21 protein-coding genes are annotated in these 18,890 nt (G+C 46.2%); 2 read left to right on the top strand and 19 right to left on the bottom strand.

Going from position 1 to position 18,890, the window contains the following annotated elements:
• Positions 1–44 precede the first annotated feature (44 nt).
• The 11 genes from FTT89_RS12630 to acnD all read right to left on the bottom strand — a co-directional run bounded on the left by FTT89_RS12630 (position 45) and on the right by acnD (position 8,765).
• Positions 45–401, bottom strand: a complete 357-nt coding sequence (locus FTT89_RS12630; protein WP_005175875.1) for a DUF488 domain-containing protein — start codon at positions 399–401, stop codon at positions 45–47.
• A gap of 4 nt (positions 402–405) precedes the next feature.
• Positions 406–852 (bottom strand): SRPBCC family protein, encoded by a 447-nt coding sequence (locus tag FTT89_RS12625; RefSeq protein ID WP_045796392.1) that lies wholly within the window; start codon positions 850–852, stop codon positions 406–408.
• Positions 853–985: 133 nt separating this feature from the next.
• A complete protein-coding gene (locus FTT89_RS12620; RefSeq protein ID WP_016659844.1) occupies positions 986–1,366 on the bottom strand; it encodes a ribonuclease E inhibitor RraB in 381 nt (126 codons plus the stop codon).
• 164 nt (positions 1,367–1,530) lie between these two features.
• Positions 1,531–2,196, bottom strand: a complete 666-nt coding sequence (locus FTT89_RS12615; RefSeq protein ID WP_168391100.1) for a pseudouridine synthase — start codon at positions 2,194–2,196, stop codon at positions 1,531–1,533.
• Between the two features lie 533 nt (positions 2,197–2,729).
• Positions 2,730–3,035, bottom strand: coding sequence for a VOC family protein (locus FTT89_RS12610; protein WP_278251963.1), 306 nt, complete (start codon positions 3,033–3,035; stop codon positions 2,730–2,732).
• Positions 3,022–3,102, bottom strand: coding sequence for a VOC family protein (locus tag FTT89_RS14625; protein ID WP_278252568.1), 81 nt, complete (start codon positions 3,100–3,102; stop codon positions 3,022–3,024). Before FTT89_RS14625 ends, FTT89_RS12610 begins: the two co-directional genes overlap by 14 nt.
• A 600-nt stretch (positions 3,103–3,702) precedes the next feature.
• The gene (locus FTT89_RS12605) at positions 3,703–3,963 is read right to left on the bottom strand and encodes a hypothetical protein (protein ID WP_160243497.1); all 261 of its coding nucleotides are present in this window, start codon (positions 3,961–3,963) and stop codon (positions 3,703–3,705) included.
• Between the two features lie 95 nt (positions 3,964–4,058).
• Positions 4,059–4,280, bottom strand: coding sequence for a hypothetical protein (locus FTT89_RS12600; protein ID WP_005175863.1), 222 nt, complete (start codon positions 4,278–4,280; stop codon positions 4,059–4,061).
• Between the two features lie 286 nt (positions 4,281–4,566).
• Positions 4,567–4,710, bottom strand: coding sequence for a zinc ribbon-containing protein (locus tag FTT89_RS12595; protein ID WP_075167893.1), 144 nt, complete (start codon positions 4,708–4,710; stop codon positions 4,567–4,569).
• Positions 4,711–4,835: 125 nt separating this feature from the next.
• Positions 4,836–5,990: a DUF3800 domain-containing protein gene (locus FTT89_RS12590; RefSeq protein ID WP_104490811.1), complete on the bottom strand. Its 1,155-nt coding sequence runs from the start codon at positions 5,988–5,990 to the stop codon at positions 4,836–4,838.
• A 168-nt stretch (positions 5,991–6,158) separates the two neighbouring features.
• A complete protein-coding gene (gene acnD, locus FTT89_RS12585) occupies positions 6,159–8,765 on the bottom strand; it encodes a Fe/S-dependent 2-methylisocitrate dehydratase AcnD (protein WP_127800825.1) in 2,607 nt (868 codons plus the stop codon).
• A 254-nt stretch (positions 8,766–9,019) separates the two neighbouring features.
• Here acnD and FTT89_RS12580 point away from each other — a divergent pair, with 254 nt between their 5' ends.
• Positions 9,020–9,745 (top strand): folate-binding protein YgfZ, encoded by a 726-nt coding sequence (locus FTT89_RS12580; RefSeq protein WP_160241570.1) that lies wholly within the window; start codon positions 9,020–9,022, stop codon positions 9,743–9,745.
• A gap of 316 nt (positions 9,746–10,061) precedes the next feature.
• Positions 10,062–10,874 carry a tetratricopeptide repeat protein gene (locus tag FTT89_RS12575; protein WP_005175859.1) on the top strand — a complete coding sequence of 271 codons (813 nt, stop codon included), beginning with the start codon at positions 10,062–10,064 and terminating at the stop codon, positions 10,872–10,874.
• 58 nt (positions 10,875–10,932) lie between these two features.
• Here the strand turns inward: FTT89_RS12575 and FTT89_RS12570 are convergent, their stop codons facing one another.
• From FTT89_RS12570 to otsB, 8 genes are all read right to left on the bottom strand, one after another.
• Entirely contained in the window at positions 10,933–11,868 is a 936-nt protein-coding gene (locus FTT89_RS12570) for an AEC family transporter (protein WP_016659830.1), read from the bottom strand.
• Between the two features lie 59 nt (positions 11,869–11,927).
• A complete protein-coding gene (locus FTT89_RS12565; protein ID WP_016659829.1) occupies positions 11,928–13,052 on the bottom strand; it encodes an NADH:flavin oxidoreductase/NADH oxidase in 1,125 nt (374 codons plus the stop codon).
• A 173-nt stretch (positions 13,053–13,225) separates the two neighbouring features.
• Positions 13,226–13,906: a glycosyltransferase family 2 protein gene (locus tag FTT89_RS12560; protein ID WP_180172865.1), complete on the bottom strand. Its 681-nt coding sequence runs from the start codon at positions 13,904–13,906 to the stop codon at positions 13,226–13,228.
• Positions 13,903–14,517 (bottom strand): SAM-dependent methyltransferase, encoded by a 615-nt coding sequence (locus FTT89_RS12555; protein WP_087662250.1) that lies wholly within the window; start codon positions 14,515–14,517, stop codon positions 13,903–13,905. The genes FTT89_RS12560 and FTT89_RS12555 overlap by 4 nt, the downstream gene beginning before the upstream one ends.
• Entirely contained in the window at positions 14,498–15,292 is a 795-nt protein-coding gene (locus FTT89_RS12550; RefSeq protein ID WP_005175842.1) for a PIG-L deacetylase family protein, read from the bottom strand. The genes FTT89_RS12555 and FTT89_RS12550 overlap by 20 nt, the downstream gene beginning before the upstream one ends.
• Entirely contained in the window at positions 15,280–16,257 is a 978-nt protein-coding gene (locus FTT89_RS12545) for a hypothetical protein (protein ID WP_016659825.1), read from the bottom strand. Before FTT89_RS12545 ends, FTT89_RS12550 begins: the two co-directional genes overlap by 13 nt.
• 193 nt (positions 16,258–16,450) lie before the next feature.
• Entirely contained in the window at positions 16,451–17,881 is a 1,431-nt protein-coding gene (locus FTT89_RS12540; protein ID WP_180006859.1) for a trehalose-6-phosphate synthase, read from the bottom strand.
• Positions 17,832–18,671, bottom strand: a complete 840-nt coding sequence (otsB, locus tag FTT89_RS12535) for a trehalose-phosphatase (RefSeq protein WP_168398938.1) — start codon at positions 18,669–18,671, stop codon at positions 17,832–17,834. The genes FTT89_RS12540 and otsB overlap by 50 nt, the downstream gene beginning before the upstream one ends.
• Between the last annotated feature and the right edge of the window lie 219 nt (positions 18,672–18,890).

The following is an 18,890-nucleotide window of genomic DNA, read 5'->3' as shown; positions in this document are numbered from 1 at the left end:
GTTAAAATCCCTAACCGGTTTAGGGATTAATAACAATATTTGTGTTATTTGCCCGGGTGTTCCAGCAGCTGTTTAAACACCTGCAGATGATTATGCTGTTCGTTTTCTGCTGCGGTTAACAGGGTAATTGGTCCCTTCTGCGCCAGTTGCCGGATTTCCTCCACCGCGTCCAAATGCTGCTGCAACTCTTGCCGATAACGCTGCTGAAACTCGGGCCAGTGCCGCTCAGTATCTTCATGGAACCATTTACGCAGTTCGGTCGAGGGGGTTAAATCCTTCGGCCACAGGTCAATCTGGGCATCGGCTTTTTTGATCCCGCGCGGCCAGATCCGGTCCAGCAGAATCCGGGTACCGTCCTGCTTGCTTACAGCCTGATAAATACGTTTGGTAGCAATGGGCATGGTTTTACTCATCCGGAATGTCAGGGGTCACCAGCAGGCTGAGTAAATCCAGACATTCCTGCCAGCCCAAATAACAGCCATCGACGGGAATGGCATCGGGCAGATTGTCCTGCTGAATCCAGACTTCGGTTCCGACCGATACCGCCTTAAACTCAATCGTGACCTGAATCAGTCCGGGTAAATCTGGGCTATCAAACTCATCCTGATAACGCAGTCGCTGCTCGGGAATCACTTCCAGATACTGCCCGTGAAAACCGTGGCATTTGCCCGTGCTCAAATTACAAAAGGCAATTTTATATTGACCGTTGACCACGGGTTCAAACTGTTCAATCTGCACGGTAAAGCCATGTGGTGCCATCCATTTGACCAGGGCATGCGGATCGACAAAGGCCCGATATACCCGCGATAACGGCGCCTGAAATATACGGTGTAACTGTACGCTGTGTTGCATGACATCACCTGTTTACAGCGAATAATTTTCAGTCTACGCCTTCTGCCTTGGGCCTGTGTATGACTTTGGTTGAAGCGAGCGTAAAGCAAAAAAGCATGCGCTCCGGCATGCTTTTTTGTACTAGAAAATGGGGTTAAACTGGATAGTTTTCTTCTTCGTCTTCATCATCATAGACATAGGCCATGCAGCCCCAGCCATCATATTCACCCTGGAACTGGTTGGCGATTTTGGTGAACCATTCTTCTAAATCAACAATATCGGCATAGGCCGGTTCCATATAAACATAAATGGTAATAATCCATTCGGTCACACCAGAATCATCATCCTGAAATAAAGAGATTTTTTGTTCTTCATTTAACAGAAATAAGGCACAACGTTCAGCCTGTTCCTGGTCGGTAAAGGCAATTGAATATTCAATTTCATGTGCCTCGTCCAGATCATCACCATCTTCATGCATTTGCCAAAGTACGTTGCCGTTGTCGTCATCTGGAAATTGTTCATAATCGCGTGACATCGTTTTGTCCTTGTTCTGTGTTGTTGTTCTAATGGTCAGCTTACCCTAATTTTGTTGCAGTTCCGAGATAGAGCGCTTAATTTTTTTCTGTTCTATCATCCTGATCTCTATCCGGATCGGCAATCCCCTGTTTTGGGGAGAGCACTCCAAATCGGATCAACTGCTTAAAACGGTACCTGTCCACGAATTTCAACCGCGGTACCGCTTAAAGGCTGAGTAAAAGCCAGATAACTGGCATGCAAGGCCATGCGTTTTAGGGGACTGCGTGCAGGTTCTGGATGATACAGCTTATCGCCGGTAATTGGATGGCCGATATACTGCATATGCACGCGCAGCTGGTGTGAACGTCCGGTAATTGGGGTCAGCAATACCCGGCTGATGTCCATCTCGGCATTATAGTCCAGTCCCTGATATAAAGTTTGTGCCGGCTTGCCCAGTTCAAAATGCACCATCTGACGCGGCCGGTTTTCCCAGTCGGTAATTAATGGCACCTCAACTTTGCCATCTCCGTCGAGTTTGCCCTGTACCAGGGCAATATAGTGCTTGGTCACGGTGCGCGCCTGAAACATTTTACTCACCGCTACTTCTGCATCACGATGTTTGGCAAACATCAGAATACCCGAGGTGGCCATATCTAAACGATGGGTAATTTTGGCCTGTGGATAGCGCGCCAATACGCGTAAATAGGCACTGTCCTGATGCTCCGGCAACCGCCCCGGCACCGACAGCAAACCTGCTGGCTTTTCAATCACCACCAGATCATCATCTTCATAGAGCAGGACTAGTGGCTCTTGCGGCGGGCAATATACAAAGTTGTCGTTTAAAGGCATGGCGGTACGGCTTGGGAGTCAAAAGGGGGCAAAATATCAAGCGGCCAATCTGCTGTCAATCTATTGAGAAGATAGATATTTAATCTGGAAGCTACTGGAGAGAAATAGTTTTTATTCTCTGGTTTTTCGAGTTTGATTTTTATAGTTTGTTGTTCTGGTCATGCACGGAATTTTTAGGGTGTCAGGGAAAACTTGCTGTTTACTTCAACTATCATCACGTTGTACGTCATGATCTTATAGCCTATAAACTTCTGATCTATAGCGTCCTAAGCCGAATCGAGACCTTTTGGGTGAGTACTGCACTCGCGTTTTGCGCCGCTGACAGCATGCTACTCTTTTCGATCCCGTCACACCCTTGAGAGATATAGTAGTCAAAGCCTGCCGAAATTGTTTTCCGAAGATCAGTCAATTTAAAATATTTTCAGGAAATTTTCCCAAATAAAGCACACTCACAAGAAATTTTTATACACTAGGTTAAATTCTTCATTTTATTTTGCAGAAAATGGCGATTTTAAGAGAATTTATCTAAGTGATTATGATGACTCAGGCAGCGGCTGCATCAGTTGAATTAAATTACCGCAGCCATCTTCCAGCACGGCAATTTTCACATTGCCAGCCAGCATCGGTGCTTGAGTAAAAACCACACCTAGCGCGAGTAAACGCTGATATTCTGCCTCAAGATCGTTGACCTGAAATGAGGTATAAGCAATACCATCTGCCTTAATCGCGGCTTTAAAGGCTTTCGCTGCGGGATGTACATCTGGTTCTAGCGACAGTTCTACACCATCTGGCTGCTCGGGAGAAACCAGCGTCAGCCAGCGATACTCACACCGGCACATCCTGTTTTAGCCGAAAACCAAGTATCTGAGTATAAAACTGCAAGGCTTTTTCCTGATCATCGAGCATAAGACTGGTGACATAAATTTTCATTGTTCTGCTCGGTAGTTTTTATTTTTTATAGCATAGCTGCTTTCAGTACCCTGTAGGATTCTGGCAAATAAGTTTGCGATAACTGAAAGGAAAATGAAGGTGATTTAAACGAATATAGTGAAATAGGAATAACAAAAAGATAAAGAAGAATAGAGATGTTGAAATTTTTATTTTTAAGGGAGCGGGAAATACTTCAACCATTAAAACTTGGTAAGTTCTAACTTTTTGCCTATAAACTTCTGATCTATAGCGTCCTAAGCCGAATCGAGACCTTGTGGGTAAGTACTACACGCACGTGATACGTTACTGGTAGCAATCTACTCTTTTCGATCCCCTTTCACCCTTGAGCAATAGAATAGTCAAAAGCGGATGGGATTGTTTTCCTAAGCTTCGGCGTTTTTTCATCTTTTTGATAATTTTTCTCACATCAAACGGTTTAGATAGAATTTTTTATTTTCAAGCTGCCATAATCATGATTCTTTTTCATGATTCCGTATTTTTCTGGAATATTCAGGCATAGATTATTCTGCCCGGTTCAGGACATTGCAGATCTTTAATCGTGAGGTATCGAGCTGTTTAAAATAACTGTCCTTGAATGAGCTGGGCGCTAAACCACCAGCCACTTAAGGCCGACATGCTACAGAGCAAATTGGCCAAGACTTTATTCAGTTTAGATAAGGTCGATTGATAAATTTTGATATTCAGCATGTAAGCCAGCACGGCATAAACCACCCCAATGGCACCACCAAACAGCACCAGCAGTAACGGCCAACCCGCCAGCAGATGCGCCTTGACCGGCAGTTGAGTATAAGAATCGGCAGCTTGAGAGTTTGACATAACTTTGCTCCTGATGATTTTTCTTTAAAACCAGCATCCACCCGAAAGTGGATGTGGCGCTCCTAGGAAGCATCATGAAGCAAAAAACAGGCCAGTTATTTTAAATACAGCCAGCGGGTATAACGGTTGATATAGGCATTCAGCCCATCGCCATATTGGGCCAGCTGTTTCATATTCTCGACATGCTGCACACCGGCGCTGGCATAGCTATAAGTATAGACCCTGCTATTTTTACGGAACTGAACCCGAATAAACTCTTGACCAATTTCATAATTGGCCACACCAGAGTCATGGTTAAGATCAAGATAATGTTGCAAAGACTGCACCTGAAATATGCTATATGTCTTATTCAACATGGGGATTAATGGCTAATTTTTAAACAGATTCAAGTAATAAACACCTTAATTTTTATTATTCATTTTCAATAAGATAGAGCCTTAAATCCAACCAATTTGTATCTCGATTTTGTGCTTTCTTTTTGTAGGGCTTCAACTGTTCTAACACCCTGAAAATTCAGCATATTTTTATTGATCCCATTAAAAAGCCCTATCGTGTGATAGGGCTTTCATTCAAAACAGAGGGTAACTGTTTGAGTGCTGTTGCTTAGGCATTCTTATTGTTAAATTGATTGCCTTGGCATTTGGTACACGGGGGTAAACGGTCTGTACCAATTTCTAAGTAAACGCGATGTCCGCATTGGACACAAAAATAGAAGCCTGTTCCTGGCTTGTCGCCTGCAGTTACCATCTTTGTTCTCCGTATGATTTAGAAATGGTCTATTCAGTATAACCAATCTGTGATGATTGTCTATTGTCCATTTCGACGAGTGATGATGGCGTTTGGGCGAAGAGTACTAATTTATAACCAATACTTTAATTTAAATCATTAATAGGTAATGATTTATAATATTCTTCAACATGTTTTTTCCTCATCAACTCTTCTTTTTGTTTCATTTGCTTTGCCATCAACTCTTGCTCGTATGTAATATTAGGCAACTCTTGCATCCAAGTAGCAAAACGCTCTGTAGTAGCCTCAATAGATACTTCATCACAATAAACTTTATTTGCCTGAGATTTTACAAAATCAATTAGCAAAGAGTTAGATAAGTTACCTTCCAAATATCTTTTAAATAGCCATAAATAAATATCAACTATTTCTAAACCAACCGATTTTTTTGAGCTTTGAAATTTTGGGATAATCGTAGGTATATCTCTAAAATCCATACCACCTAAACCGAAATCATGTTTATAGTAAAAACCTTCAGCATTTCTATAAATCTGCAATAAATAATCTTGTGTGGTATTAAACTGATCTTGTTGATCTACGATTATTCCCAATACTTTTTTATTTTTCTTCTTTGCCCTCTTAGTTATTCCCCAATAAACGGATTGAAATCCAATAAGATTAGGAGAAATAAATTTTTTATCCCTTTTTGATTTAGCATTAAAAATTAACTGTCTCACATTATTTTTAGCCCAAACCAAAACATCTAAAAATAACTCTCGTGATCTAGAGTCATCTAACCGTCCCAAACGAGTTATTAACTGCTCACAAATATATATAACTTTTGTATCAGCCTCCTTATCCCTTGAACACAACCTAGCTTCCCACGCTAATTTTTTTAGTTCCCTACTAAAAAGGAAATTCAATTTTGCCAATAGTACATATCTTAATGGCGTCCAATATCCAGACCATGTCATCGCTGGATTTATTCCTTGATCAAATACTTGATCAAAAAAACATATAACAGGATAGTCGTCTTTTTTTACTCGATAAAAGTCAAAAGTTAAAGAAAATTTCTTTGATAATTTTTTAAAATCTGCAACTAAATCAATTAACTTGTATTCTCCCAATTCTGCTGCATGCAAGCGATCAACATCAAAAATTTTTCTTATTTTTGAAATCTCTTCTTTAGCTAAAATATCCAAATTAACTGTAGAACCAATAACACCATAATACAAATATGGCTGGGTTATATCGAATAAGTTATTACCCGTATGACCACTTTCATCAACATAAAAGAACATTAAATATCCAAAACAAAAACACCCTACTTCACAGTAGGGTGTTTTTTAAACAATATCAATAACTTTAATCCCCCTTACGAAGCAATGCTTCTCACCTTTAAAAAAGGAGGGAGTTCCCCTCTTTTCTAAAGAGGGGCTAGGGGATATTTATACGAGCAACTAGAAAAGTTAAGCCACATTCCCTTCCAAGAAGTCCTGCGCAAAGCGTTGTAATACCCCACCCGCTTCATACACAGAAACTTCTTCTTCAGTATCCAGTCGGCAGGTTACTGGCACTTCCAGAATCTGGTTTTTACCATCAGCCGTGGAACGCTCAATCACAAGTGTTAAAGTCGAACGAGGTGCAATATTACCAATCACGCTATAAAGTTCAGTACCATCCAAACCTAGAGTTTTACGGTCTGTGCCCGGCTTAAACTCAAGCGGCAATACACCCATCCCAACCAGGTTAGTCCGGTGAATACGCTCAAAACCTTCTGCCACAATCGCTTCAACACCAGCAAGGCGTACACCTTTAGCCGCCCAGTCACGGCTTGAGCCTTGGCCGTAGTCTTTACCGGCAACAATAATCAGCGGCTGTTTACGATTCATGTAGGTTTCAATCGCTTCCCACATCCGCATTACTTCGCCTTCAGGCTCGACACGCGCTTTGGAACCTTGCTTAATGGTACCGTCAGAACGTACCACCATTTCATTAAACAATTTCGGGTTGGCCAGCGTTGCACGTTGTGCCGTCAAGTGATCACCCCGGTGGGTGGCATAGGAGTTGAAATCTTCCTCAGGCAAGCCCATTTTCGCCAGATATTCACCTGCCGCCGAATCCAGAATAATTGCATTCGATGGTGATAAATGGTCAGTGGTAATGTTATCGCCCAAAATTGCCAGCGGACGCATATTGGCTAATGTACGCGGTGCAGCCAGCGCGCCTTCCCAATATGGTGGACGGCGAATATAAGTACTTTGCGGACGCCAGTCATATAGCGGACTTGCCGCCTGCTCCACTTCGCCCAAGTCAAACATTGGAATATAGACTTTCTGGAACTGCTCAGGCTTCACCGAGGTTTTCACTAATGCATCAATTTCTTCATCCGACGGCCAAATGTCTTTCAGATAAATTGGATTACCGTTCTGGTCGGTGCCCAACGCATCTTTTTCGATGTCAAAACGGATGGTACCGGCAATTGCATAGGCAACCACGAGTGGCGGAGATGCCAGGAAAGCCTGTTTTGCATACGGATGGATACGACCATCGAAGTTACGGTTGCCCGACAGCACCGCAGTCGCATACAGGTCACGGTCAATAATTTCCTGCTGAATCTTTGGATCAAGCGCGCCTGACATCCCGTTACAAGTCGTACATGCATAAGCGACGATGCCAAAACCGAGTTTTTCTAAGTCTTTCAGTACACCCGCTTCTTCCAAATACAGCGCAGCTGCTTTAGACCCCGGTGCAAATGACGATTTCACCCAAGGTTTACGCACAAGACCGAGCTCATTGGCTTTACGTGCCAGCAAACCTGCCGCAACGGTATTACGTGGGTTTGAGGTATTGGTACATGAGGTAATCGCGGCAATGATGATGGCACCATCTGGCATCAAACCATCGGTACGCTGTTCAACAATACCGGCAATGCCTTTTTCTTTTAAGTCACTTGTGGATACACGTGCATGTGGGTTCGACGGCCCTGCAATATTACGGGTTACCGTTGATAAGTCGAAACGCAGCACACGTGGATATTCCGCCTGTGTCATGTCAGATGCCCAAAGCCCAATTTCTTTGGCATAGGTTTCAACCAGTTTGACTTGTTCAGGCTCACGACCGGTCAGGGTTAAATAGTCGATGGTGTTCTGATCAATATAGAACATCGCAGCGGTTGCACCATATTCAGGGGTCATATTGGAGATGGTGGCACGATCACCCACTGACATGCTGTCCGCACCTTCACCAAAGAACTCTAAATAGGCACCGACCACACGCTCTTTACGCAGGAATTCAGTTAACGCCAAGACGATGTCCGTCGCAGTAATGCCCGGCTGACGCTGACCAACCAATTCTACCCCAATAATGTCCGGCAGACGCATCCAAGATGCACGACCCAGCATCACATTTTCAGCTTCAAGACCACCCACACCGACTGAAATCACGCCTAGCGCATCGGTATGCGGGGTATGCGAGTCTGTACCCACGCAGGTATCTGGGAATGCTACGCCATCACGGTTTTGAATTACCGGTGACATTTTTTCCAGGTTAATTTGATGCATGATGCCGTTGCCTGCCGGAATTACATCGACATTTTTAAAGGCTGTTTTGGTCCATTCAATAAAATGGAAACGGTCTTCATTACGACGGTCTTCGACTGCACGGTTTTTCTCAAATGCATCCGGATCAAATCCACCGTATTCCACCGCCAGTGAGTGATCGACAATCAGCTGGGTTGGCACCACCGGATTGACTTTGGATGGATCACCGCCCTGATCGGCAATGGCATCACGCAGACCGGCAAGATCGACCAGTGCCGTTTGCCCCAAAATATCATGACAGACTACACGTGCTGGATACCATGGAAAATCATGCTCCTGCTTGCGTTCAATCAGCTGGCGTAAGGACTGCTCTAAAATGGCTGGATCACAACGACGCACCAACTGCTCGGCCAGCACTTTGGAGGTATAAGGAAGTTTGGCATATGCGCCTGGCTGAATATCTTCAACGGCTTGTCGCACATCATAATATTCTAGCGGGGTGCCTTGCAGCGGTTTACGGTAGTTGTTATTCATAGCGTACCTGCCTTGTTCTGACTTCTTCTTTCAAAGTTTTGTTGTTTAACATTCATGCTGCTTGGCATTGTACGCTGCCCGAAGCCTATTTCCCAAATTTCATATATTTCATAAACTTAAGTTTAAAATAATACATTTTTGAAAAATTTGGTTACATCTAATAGAAAATTCTGGCCAGAAATATGATTTTTTATGAAAAATAGCGCAAAATTAACCTCATTCTTTAGTATTAGATACGGTTTCGAGATTAGAACATGAGTAATCTGACTTTCTCTGCATTCACTTTAAACGGTGTAGATGCGCAAAAATTCTTACAAGGTCAAGTCACGGTAGATGTCGAAAAACTGCCGCAAACCGAAACCCGTTATACTGCAATTTGTAGCCTGAAAGGCCGTATTCTGTTTGGTTTATGGCTGACCAAACAGAATGCTGAACAGTTTGAAATTGTAGTAACGGCCGATCAAGCTGAAGACTTTGCCAAACACATTAAAAAGTTTGGTGCTTTCTCGAAAATGAAACTGGAAGAAGCCGGTCAGGTTTATCCGGTCGTAAACGGTCTAAACACCCAGTTCACAAGTACTGAACAGGATATTCAAGCATGGCAATTAAAGGCGCTTGAAAGTGGTCAGGCCTGGATTCAGGCCAGCACCGCGGAACTGTTCCAGCCACAGGAACTGCGCCTGCATCAGCGTGAAGGCATTCATTATGACAAAGGCTGTTATTTGGGTCAGGAAGTGATTGCCCGTTTATGGTTTAAAGCCAAGCCAAAACACTGGCTGCATCTGATTCAGGGTACAGGCGATGCTCCGGCTATCGCCAGCAAACTGAACAATGATGTAGAAGTAGTGAATAGCCTGGCTATTGATAGCGGTTATCAAGCTTTGGTGGTAGCAAAACCGGATGCCTTAGCCGAGATGGATGTAACGGTTCTGGATTTACCTGAAGCTTTAAGCGGTGATGTGGCGCGGCCGCAAAATTAAGCGTGTCACTAGCAGATCTATGAAAAACAGCCCAAGTGACACGTGTAACTTGGGTTGTTTTTTTATCCGTCAAAAAAACCACCTTAGAGTGAAGATTTTCATCTAAATACGCAAAAAACGAGACTGATTTACAAATTGAAGCAATCCTTAAATTCAGGATTTTTTTATTATTGTTCCTACGTGGTTTGAAAAAATTACCGGATTCCGATACATCTATATTTACATTCTTTGATTTCATCTTATGATGATGAGTGACAATTTATTCCCCACACATAAATGGAATTATGTGGTTATTGATACAAGGTTTTATACAACGATGAAAAAACTGATTTTGGCAAGTCTGGTTGCCCTTTCGACACAATTTACCCTCGCCAACAGCAATAACAGTATTCCGACCGATCCGGCTTTCGCCAAAATTGAAGCCATGGTCAAAGCCAACAACCTGAGCGGTGCCTATCAGGAATTAGACAAACTGGCCAAAACCGGTAATCCGCAAGCGATTTATAATCTGGGTTATTTGACCCAAACCGGCCAAGGTACGGCCAAAAATGAAAAGAAAGCCATCGAGCTATATGAGCAGGCCGCGAAAAAAGGCTATCCGGTGGCGAATTATGTACTCGGTAAAAACCATCTGACCGGCACTTTGGGTCTAAAACAGGATACCAATAAAGCCAAACAGTATTTGCAAAAAGCTTCATCACAAGGCTTTCATGATGCCACCATTGATTTAGCGGTGGTGTATTTCTCTGAAAACAAAGCCGATTCAGATAAAAAAGGCCTGCAATTACTGGAACCCCTCATTAAAAAAGGCAACAATCAGGCCATTCATGCCAAAGCCTTATATGACATTAGCCTGGGCTTTAAAAACAAAAATGAAGCACCCATTCAGCAAGGCTTAAAGAGCATTCAGGATTTAGCACAAAAAGGCTATATTCCAGCGCTGATGGCGGTCGGCAATATGTTTACCAATGGCAACATCGTGCCACAAAACCTGCCGGAAGCGAAAAAGATTTTCTCTGCCCTAGCCAAGGAAAATGTCCCGCAAGCCAAAGAATCGCTGGCTGTGGTGGACAAGATGATTGCCGATCAAGCCAAGAATCCACCAAAAGCAGCAGCCAAGAAAAGCTAATGCGGCTGACCGAAAAAAGCCCGATGACCGGGCTTTTTTATTTGGGATACATAAAGATTTAAAGAAAATGCGATGACTGACTTAACCAGAAAGCCACCCCGATTAAACCCAGGACCGTACTCATAATTAAAGGCTGGAGTGCCTGTTCATTCAGGCCATAATTCTGGCCAAAAATCCCAAAGGCCACAGGCATCGGCAATGCCGCCAGCAACGTACCAACAAACAGCATTTCTGAGCTGACATTGGGCAAACTCCACAACAAGGTGAAAATAACCAGCGGCATCAGCAGGACTTTCATCCCGACCAGCAGCACACTTTGCAGATTGACCGAATGCAGGCGCATTCCGACCAGACTGCCGCCAATCACAAATAAAGCCAACGGCGAGGCAGTTTTGCCGAGCATCTCCAGAATCTGATTGATGCTGTCCGGTAGTTTTAAATTGAGCAAGACACAGGCCATCCCGGCAATAATCGACAGAATCACCGGATTTTTTAGCAAACTTTTTAAGGTTTTCAGATATAACGCCGAAAGATGATGGTTTTGCTTTTGCAAACCGGCTTCGGCCAGAAACAGCACCATCGCCACAATAATCAGGTTTTCAATAATTAGAGTTAATGACAGATAAATGGCGGAATGACTGCCAATCAGCAGGGTTAAAATAGCCGTGCCAATAAAGCCGGTATTGGACATCGACGCGCCCATCGACAGCACACTGGCGTGGGTCAGGCTATGCCGGAAATAGGTTTTATAAATGACTAACGCCAGAAAAAACAGGATCAGCGAGCCCAGTCCATAACCAATAAAATAACCGGGATGCCAGATTTCGGCCAGGTCTTTACTGGCCAGGGCATACAGTAAAAAGGCTGGCAGTGAAACCTTCATCACAAACTGGCTCAGGGCCTGAATATGCGTGGCCGCCAGAAAATTGGTACGTACGCTGCTATAGCCCAGCGCCAGTACTGCCACCAAGGGCAGTAAAATATTCAGCAACAAAAGTGCCTTCCTTCTCTAGAACGAGATCTAAAATGCATCATCCCTGATGCTGCTGTTGCTTATTCCTGAACAGGAAATGGATGGAACAAATCTTTCAAGCCATGCGGCTGACAGCGCAAGTATTGCGGCGCGATGGCAATCTGCCCGCCCAGTTCAGCGGCGGCATGCCACGGCCAACGTGGATCATAAAGCATCGCTCGTGCCAGACCAATGGCATCTGCATACTGATTTTGCAGAATTTCTTCAGCCTGCACCGCTTCGGTAATCAGGCCCACAGAAATCACCGGAATACGATGCACCGCCTGTTTAATGGCATGAGCAAAAGGCACCTGATAGCTTGGCCCGATCTCGATACTCTGCTGGGCATGCAGACCGGCACTGGACACATGAATATAAGCCGCACCCAACTGTTCCAGCGCTTTAGCCACCCCAACCGTAGACTGGATATTCCAGCCGCCCTGCGCATCCATCCAGTCGGTAGCAGACAGACGCACCCCAATCGGATAACCTTCTGGCACCACCTGTTTCATGGCCTGGAATACCTCCAGGGTTAAACGAATCCGGTTTTCAAAACTGCCGCCATATTCATCATCGCGGACATTGGATAACGGCGACATAAACTGATGCAACAGATAGCCATGGGCAGCATGGATTTCAATTAAATCAAAGCCGGCATCCACTGCACGTACCGCAGCACTGGCAAAGTCGGCAATCACCTGTTCAATTTCATTCAGACTTAGTGCATGAGGGGCATGATCGGTCGGGTTAAACGGCAAATTACTGGCCGATACGGTTTGCCAGCCCTGGGCATGATCCGGCGCAAACTGGTCCTTGCCCAGCCACGGTTTATCGGTAGATGCCTTACGTCCGGCATGTGCCAGCTGCACCGCAAATGGCATTGGTGACAAGGTTTTGACTTTGGCCAGCAAGGCTTTCATCTGCGCACGCTGCAAATCATTCCAGAGGCCTAAATCGGCATAGCTGATCCGCCCTTCTGGCTGCACCGCCGTGGCTTCAATAATACATAAACCGGCACCCGACAAGGCATAGTTGGCCCACTGCTGCTCATGCCAATAGCTGAGCTCGCCTTTGTCATTAGCCGAATATTGGCACATGGGGGCAATAATAATTCTGTTGTCTAATTCAAGCGTGCCAAAATGGATAGGTTCAAATAATAATGCCATGGGGCGATCCTGCCTTATGATTTTCATGAAAATTATTCTAACCGAGATAGACGGCCGAATTGGCTAAAAGCTGTTTATTTTTACCGCTTTATGTAACTGAATTAAACTGTGGCGTTGATCAAAATACGCTGCGTTTTTGTCAGGCCGATGACAGCCATTTTTTGCACGATCGCTCACACTTCAGACGCAGCGCGACAAGCCTGTTCCAGCCGGTTCAAATAGGCGGCAAAACCATCACTGACCCGGCTGTCCAGACGACTGCTGGTGGTGACCCGTACCTGGTTGCTCCAGACAATCGGCAGGTTTAAGCACTGCATCTGCTCGACCAGCTGCAAATCTTCATGACAGCTGCTGGCCTGAAAACCACCGGCTTTTAAATAGGCCGCAGCAGAAAAACTGAGATTGGCCCCATGCACATGCCGATGGTCCATTTTATCCTGATAATGGCGCAGATATTTCTGCCGGGCGGCCGCAGATAAAGGCGACCAGTCTTTAATTTCAACCACGCCACAAATCAGTGCTGCCGGCTGATGGGCATATTGTGCAGATAACCACTGCGCATCAACCTGGGTATCGGCATCGGTACAGGCAATCCAGTCAGCACCTTTGGCAATCATGGCGCGCACGCCCAAATCCCGTGCCTTACCAACACAGCGTACTTCACAACACAAGTAGTCGATTCCGGCCTGTTGTACAATTTCAACAGACTGATCATCACAACTGTCCAGCACCACCAGCACCTTGACTTCAGACACAACGGGCGGTAATTGTGCAATGGCGTGCTGAATAGCCGCCAGACAGGCGCCCAGCGTTTCGGCTTCGTTATAGGCAGGCACCACCACCGCCATCCTCATATCAGTCCCTCCCGCGCAGCCACAGATTGTGCATCTTGAGTCCAGAGATCGAGCAGAAAATCCGGATCATTCATCTGCAAATAATGATGCAGCACCAAGTGTTGCCTTAAACAGGCATGTACCTGATCGCCATTCAGCTCAAAGCCTGCAATCGGGTAACGCCAGTGACAGGCCAGCAGCGTACCGTCTGCACTTAAACACTGCTGCAGCTGCTGCATTAGCTGCACTAATTCGGCCGGACGCAGGTAATAGGCCACTTCACTGAGAATAATCAGATCAAATAGACTATCATTTTCCAGCGCCAGATGGGTTTCAGGGACACGTTGTTGCCTCACCTGCACATGCGCAAACCTCGCCAGACGGGCCTGTGCCAGTTCAACCGCACGACGGTTGGCATCTACACAGATGAGCTGCTGACAACGCGGAGCCAGCAATTCACTGAAGATGCCATTGCTACAGCCAATTTCCAGTACCCGCTGAAACCGCGCCTGCGGCAAGGCCGCCAGACACAGCTGCCGTTTACGCTGCTCATACCAGCGCTGCTGATAGTGCCAGGGATCATCATTGTCCTGATACAGCTGGTCAAAATAGTCATCCGTGTTCAGTCGCATCAATATAGACCTCGTACGGGATTAAGAGTCGTGAAATGGTTTTTGCCGATAAAATTGGCGGCTGGTGAATAGTGTCATCAGCCTCGATCTGAGTTTTAAAACACTGAATCGCCTGCTGTTTTAAAGCCAGCTGCTGTGCAGTTAAACGGAGTTTTCGTGCCTGCGCCCAGGGAATCCGTGCATCTGCCGGTATGGCCCAATGCCAGGCCCAAATCAGCACCTGATAACAGCGCTGCCGGTGCTGTCTAGCCCAATGCTGCACCACCCGTCCGGTGGCTTCATGATCGGGATGGCCATCTTGAGCGAAGGTGGTCACCAGAATATCCTCAGGCTGCACCCAGTTTTGTAGCTGCTGCAACAGTTCGGATTCAGCCTGCATCACCTGGCCATCTGCAATGTTCAGGGCAATGCGCTGGACCTTATGTTCCAGTCCCAGCACCGCCAAGGCATTCAGACTTTCTTGTGGCCGCAGCACATTCAGCTGCTCAACGCTATAACGTTTTGACCGAGGATGGCTGCCGGTACCATTGGTTACTGCAACCAGCAGCAGTTCACGCCCTGCCGCGGCCAGTTGCTGCATCAGACCCGCACAACCGAGAATTTCATCATCGGGATGTGGCGCGAAAATTAGTACCCGGCCACGCTCAGGAAAGTGCTGCGTCAGATTCAAATCCGGCAGCCCGGTCAGTCCGGACCAATTGAGCCACTGCGCCTGATCGGTACCGCTACCATAGATTTTCCGGTCACCGACTACCGGATCGATCAGAGTTGCCATGTTTGCCCCTCCTGTAGCGATAAGCGGCCAATTGCAGCCAGATCAAAAGCAGCATGACTCTGGCGCAAAAATACCGGCAAGTCGGCAGCCAACCGGGCAAAATGTGCCTGCTCGCAAAAAGGTCGTGCGCCTAGCGCTTTTCCGACCTTTTCCAGTACCAATAGCGCAGTATCCTCAACTTGGGCGCGTAACATCCGGATGATCAGTTCATGGCTGTGTGCCGGCGCTGCATCTATCTGGGCAGCCACATGGGTAAAAAACTGTCGTGTCACGGCCAGTCGGGTACTGACTTCGCCCAAGTACAATTCATGATAGGCATGGGTTTTCTGCTGCACATGCTGCTGTAAATATTCAGCCAGACGTACTGTAGCACCATACCAGCAGGCCGCAACACCGGCTGCACCATGCCAGAAGCCCGACCGATTCAGATAATCTCCGGGTTGTGCAATGCGTGTGGCTGGAGTGTGCTGAAAATGAACAGTTGCTGTGGCCGTCTGCTGCATACCGATGGCTTGCCAACTGCTATCATCTACTTGGATTGAAGGCTGCTGCATCTCGACCATCAATAATTGTGACTGGCCATCTGCACCGCGATAAGTCATTAAACCAAAATCCACCGCATATGCCGCCGAGCACCAAGCCTTATAACCGGAACAATAGCCCTGCTCATACTGTACAGGTTGTGGATGGCCTTCCGCGGCCCAGACTGCCCACCAGCCCGCCGGAACGGACTGAATCTGTAGTTCGTTTAAAATACTCAGCGCATCGAAATGTGATTCCAGCCATTTCACCAAAGTTAAATCGGTGGCCGCAACTTTGGCCAGCAGTTGCCAGCGCAGCAGGGTTTGCCCCCTGCCCGGATGAGGAAATTCAGGTGATACTGCCAGCAAACGGCGTAGTGTGGTGACGTAATCTTCGGCGGTAGGCGCTGTCTGCTGTTCAAATTCAGCCAGAATCTGGTCCATAGTGGTTCTATATTCCAAATATATAATTGTTCTCAATCTATCCGGTTGTCATCATTGCCAGCACAGTGACCACAAGCGGGCATGAGTAGCCAAACTTGCAGTCACAGTACGGCGATGTTGATGTTTTTAACTGATGACCCTGTTTAGATTTAGCACGTGGCTGGGCAGATAAATATTGAAAATTGTTAACGTATTAGTGAATCACCGGCGAGACCTGGGCGCGAAGCGGCATCTTGTAGTGATACAGGAAGCTGTTATGGCGCAGATCATTTAAGAAAGTAGTATGCCAGTCGGCAATATCAAATTTTTTCAGACCATCCATTAAGCGACTGTAACGCTGTATCCGCTCTGCTCGCGGCATCTCCAGTGCCTGTTTCAGGGCTCGCGTCATGGCCTCGCGGTCATGTGGATTCACAATCAGCGCATCCGGCATCTGGTCTGCAGCACCAGCTTTATCGGACAAAATCAGCACGCCCGGATCATTGGCATCCTGAGCGGCAATATATTCTTTGGCCACCAAATTCATACCGTCTTTTAAAGAAGTGACCCAGCAAATATCCGACTGGCGGTAAATTTTCATCAGCACTTCATGTGCCAAGGTCTGATGACTGCAATTCACCGGCAACCAGTCTGCTGTAGCATATTGGCTGTTAATGGCGGCAATCTGGTCTTCTAAACGCTGGTACAGGCGCTGATAGGCGGGAATATCCATGCGGCATGGACAGGCAATTTGCAGGTCCACCACCTGCTGGTGATATTCAGGATAAGAAGCCAGGAAATGGGCAAAAGCATCAAAACGTTCTAGCAGCCCTTTGGAATAATCAATCCGGTCAACGCCGATAATAGTTTTTTGTTGGGCCAGGGAGTCAAAATCAAAGATATCTTGGGTGCTCGTTAAGGGCTGAGCGGCCGCGTGCTGGATGAGGTCTGGATTCACCCCAATGGGGTAACTCTTCATCATGGTCAGCTTATTCTGATAACGTAGGATATAAGGATGAATTTCCTCACCACTGAGCATGGTCTGGCAAATGCGCATACATTGCTGCTGATCGCGCTGGGTTTGCAGTCCAACTACATCATATTCACAGAGGTCTTGCAGTAAACGTGATGCCACCGGAATTTCCCGCCACACCGCTTCATGGGCAAAAGGAATATGCAGGAAAAAACCAATCTTGTTATGCATGCCTAACTGGCGGCAATGCCGGGCGATACTGAAAAAATGATAATCATGCACCCAGATCACATCATCCGGCTCAGCAATCGCCTGTAGCTGTTCGGCAAACATGCGATTGACTTCCTGATAAGTCAGATATTCGTCTGTGGAGTATTCAATTAAATCGCTGCGATCATGCATGGCCGGCCACAAGGCATTGTTGGCAAAGCCACAGTAATATTGCTGGTACTGCTGTTCAGTTAAGGGGCTGGTCAGATATTCCACCCCCTGATGCTGCACCGAGTCGAATTTCAGCTGGGAAAATTGCTCGACTCTTTCACCATTCCAGCCCACCCAGACCCCGCCAATATCATGCAGTGCATCTTGCATGGCCACCGCCAGACCACCTGCGGCTTTTTTTTCAGGATTCGGTAAACTGACCCGATTGGATAACACGATTAGCTTTGACATTTTTACCCTCACATCCTCTTTTGATGGTCATTGCTCCTGTTTCGCAATGTATTTTTATTAAATGCAGCAACTCCGCCACCGCTTGGGTATTGGCCAGCCGATAGCGGGCCAGTGTCTCGCCTTCACCAACTTTAATACTCAAACCCTGATGCTGATTGACCACGGCAAATCCATCTTCATCCGTCACATCATCACCAATAAAAATGGGAAAAGTGCTGTTTTCTGGCATTGCTTCCAGTAAGCGACTAATTGCAAAACCTTTACTCGCTTGCTGAGGCAAAAGCTCGACCACACACTTGCCCTGCTTGAGCTTAAGTTGAGGATAACGCACTTGCAGCACCGCCATAATCTGCTGTGCAACCGGCGCAAGCTCTGGATATTCCCGGTAGTGCAGGGCTACCGAAAACTGCTTATCCTCAATACGTAAATTCGGGTAGGCGCGACAGGCCTGACTCAGGTCTGCCCGGAGCTGCTTATAATTAATATGACTTAAATCAAGTTGTAATTTCTTTGTACTATTCCACCAAATTTGTAATCCATGTAACTCAGCAATCGGCAGCGGTAACTGCTGTAACAGCTGTCTGGCCATCTCAATGGAACGGCCAGTAACCACACTCACCGGAATCCCCAACTGCAATAATTCGGCCAGGGTGTTTAAAGTCGAGGTAGGAATAAAACTGTGCTGCGGGTCAAGCTGAAAATCGGCCAGAGTGCCGTCTAAATCGAGAAACAGACTTAATTGACGTTGCTGCTGCTGACAGATCTCGATGATGTGTTGCGGCGTATGCATGTTGCTCCTCATCTGGATAACTCATTTTTGTTTTGCCCTATCTTGGCGTTTTTTTGTGGGCGGCATGTGATTTTCAACATTAATGATGTGCAGGCTTACATTTTTTTACCTGGACGCTGAATCGCTTTTATTTTTCTGTGAATGTTCAGTTTGAGCCGCAAGACTGATCCGGCTGCGCGGTACGGCAATTCACTTTATAATGCAGCCTTGCTCTGTCTT

It is taken from the genome of Acinetobacter sp. YH01025 (genome assembly GCF_013420185.1).
Taxonomy (GTDB): Bacteria; Pseudomonadota; Gammaproteobacteria; order Pseudomonadales; family Moraxellaceae; genus Acinetobacter; species Acinetobacter indicus.
Note: the sequence above shows the minus strand (reverse complement) of the source record. Positions and strands in the feature narration are given on the sequence as shown.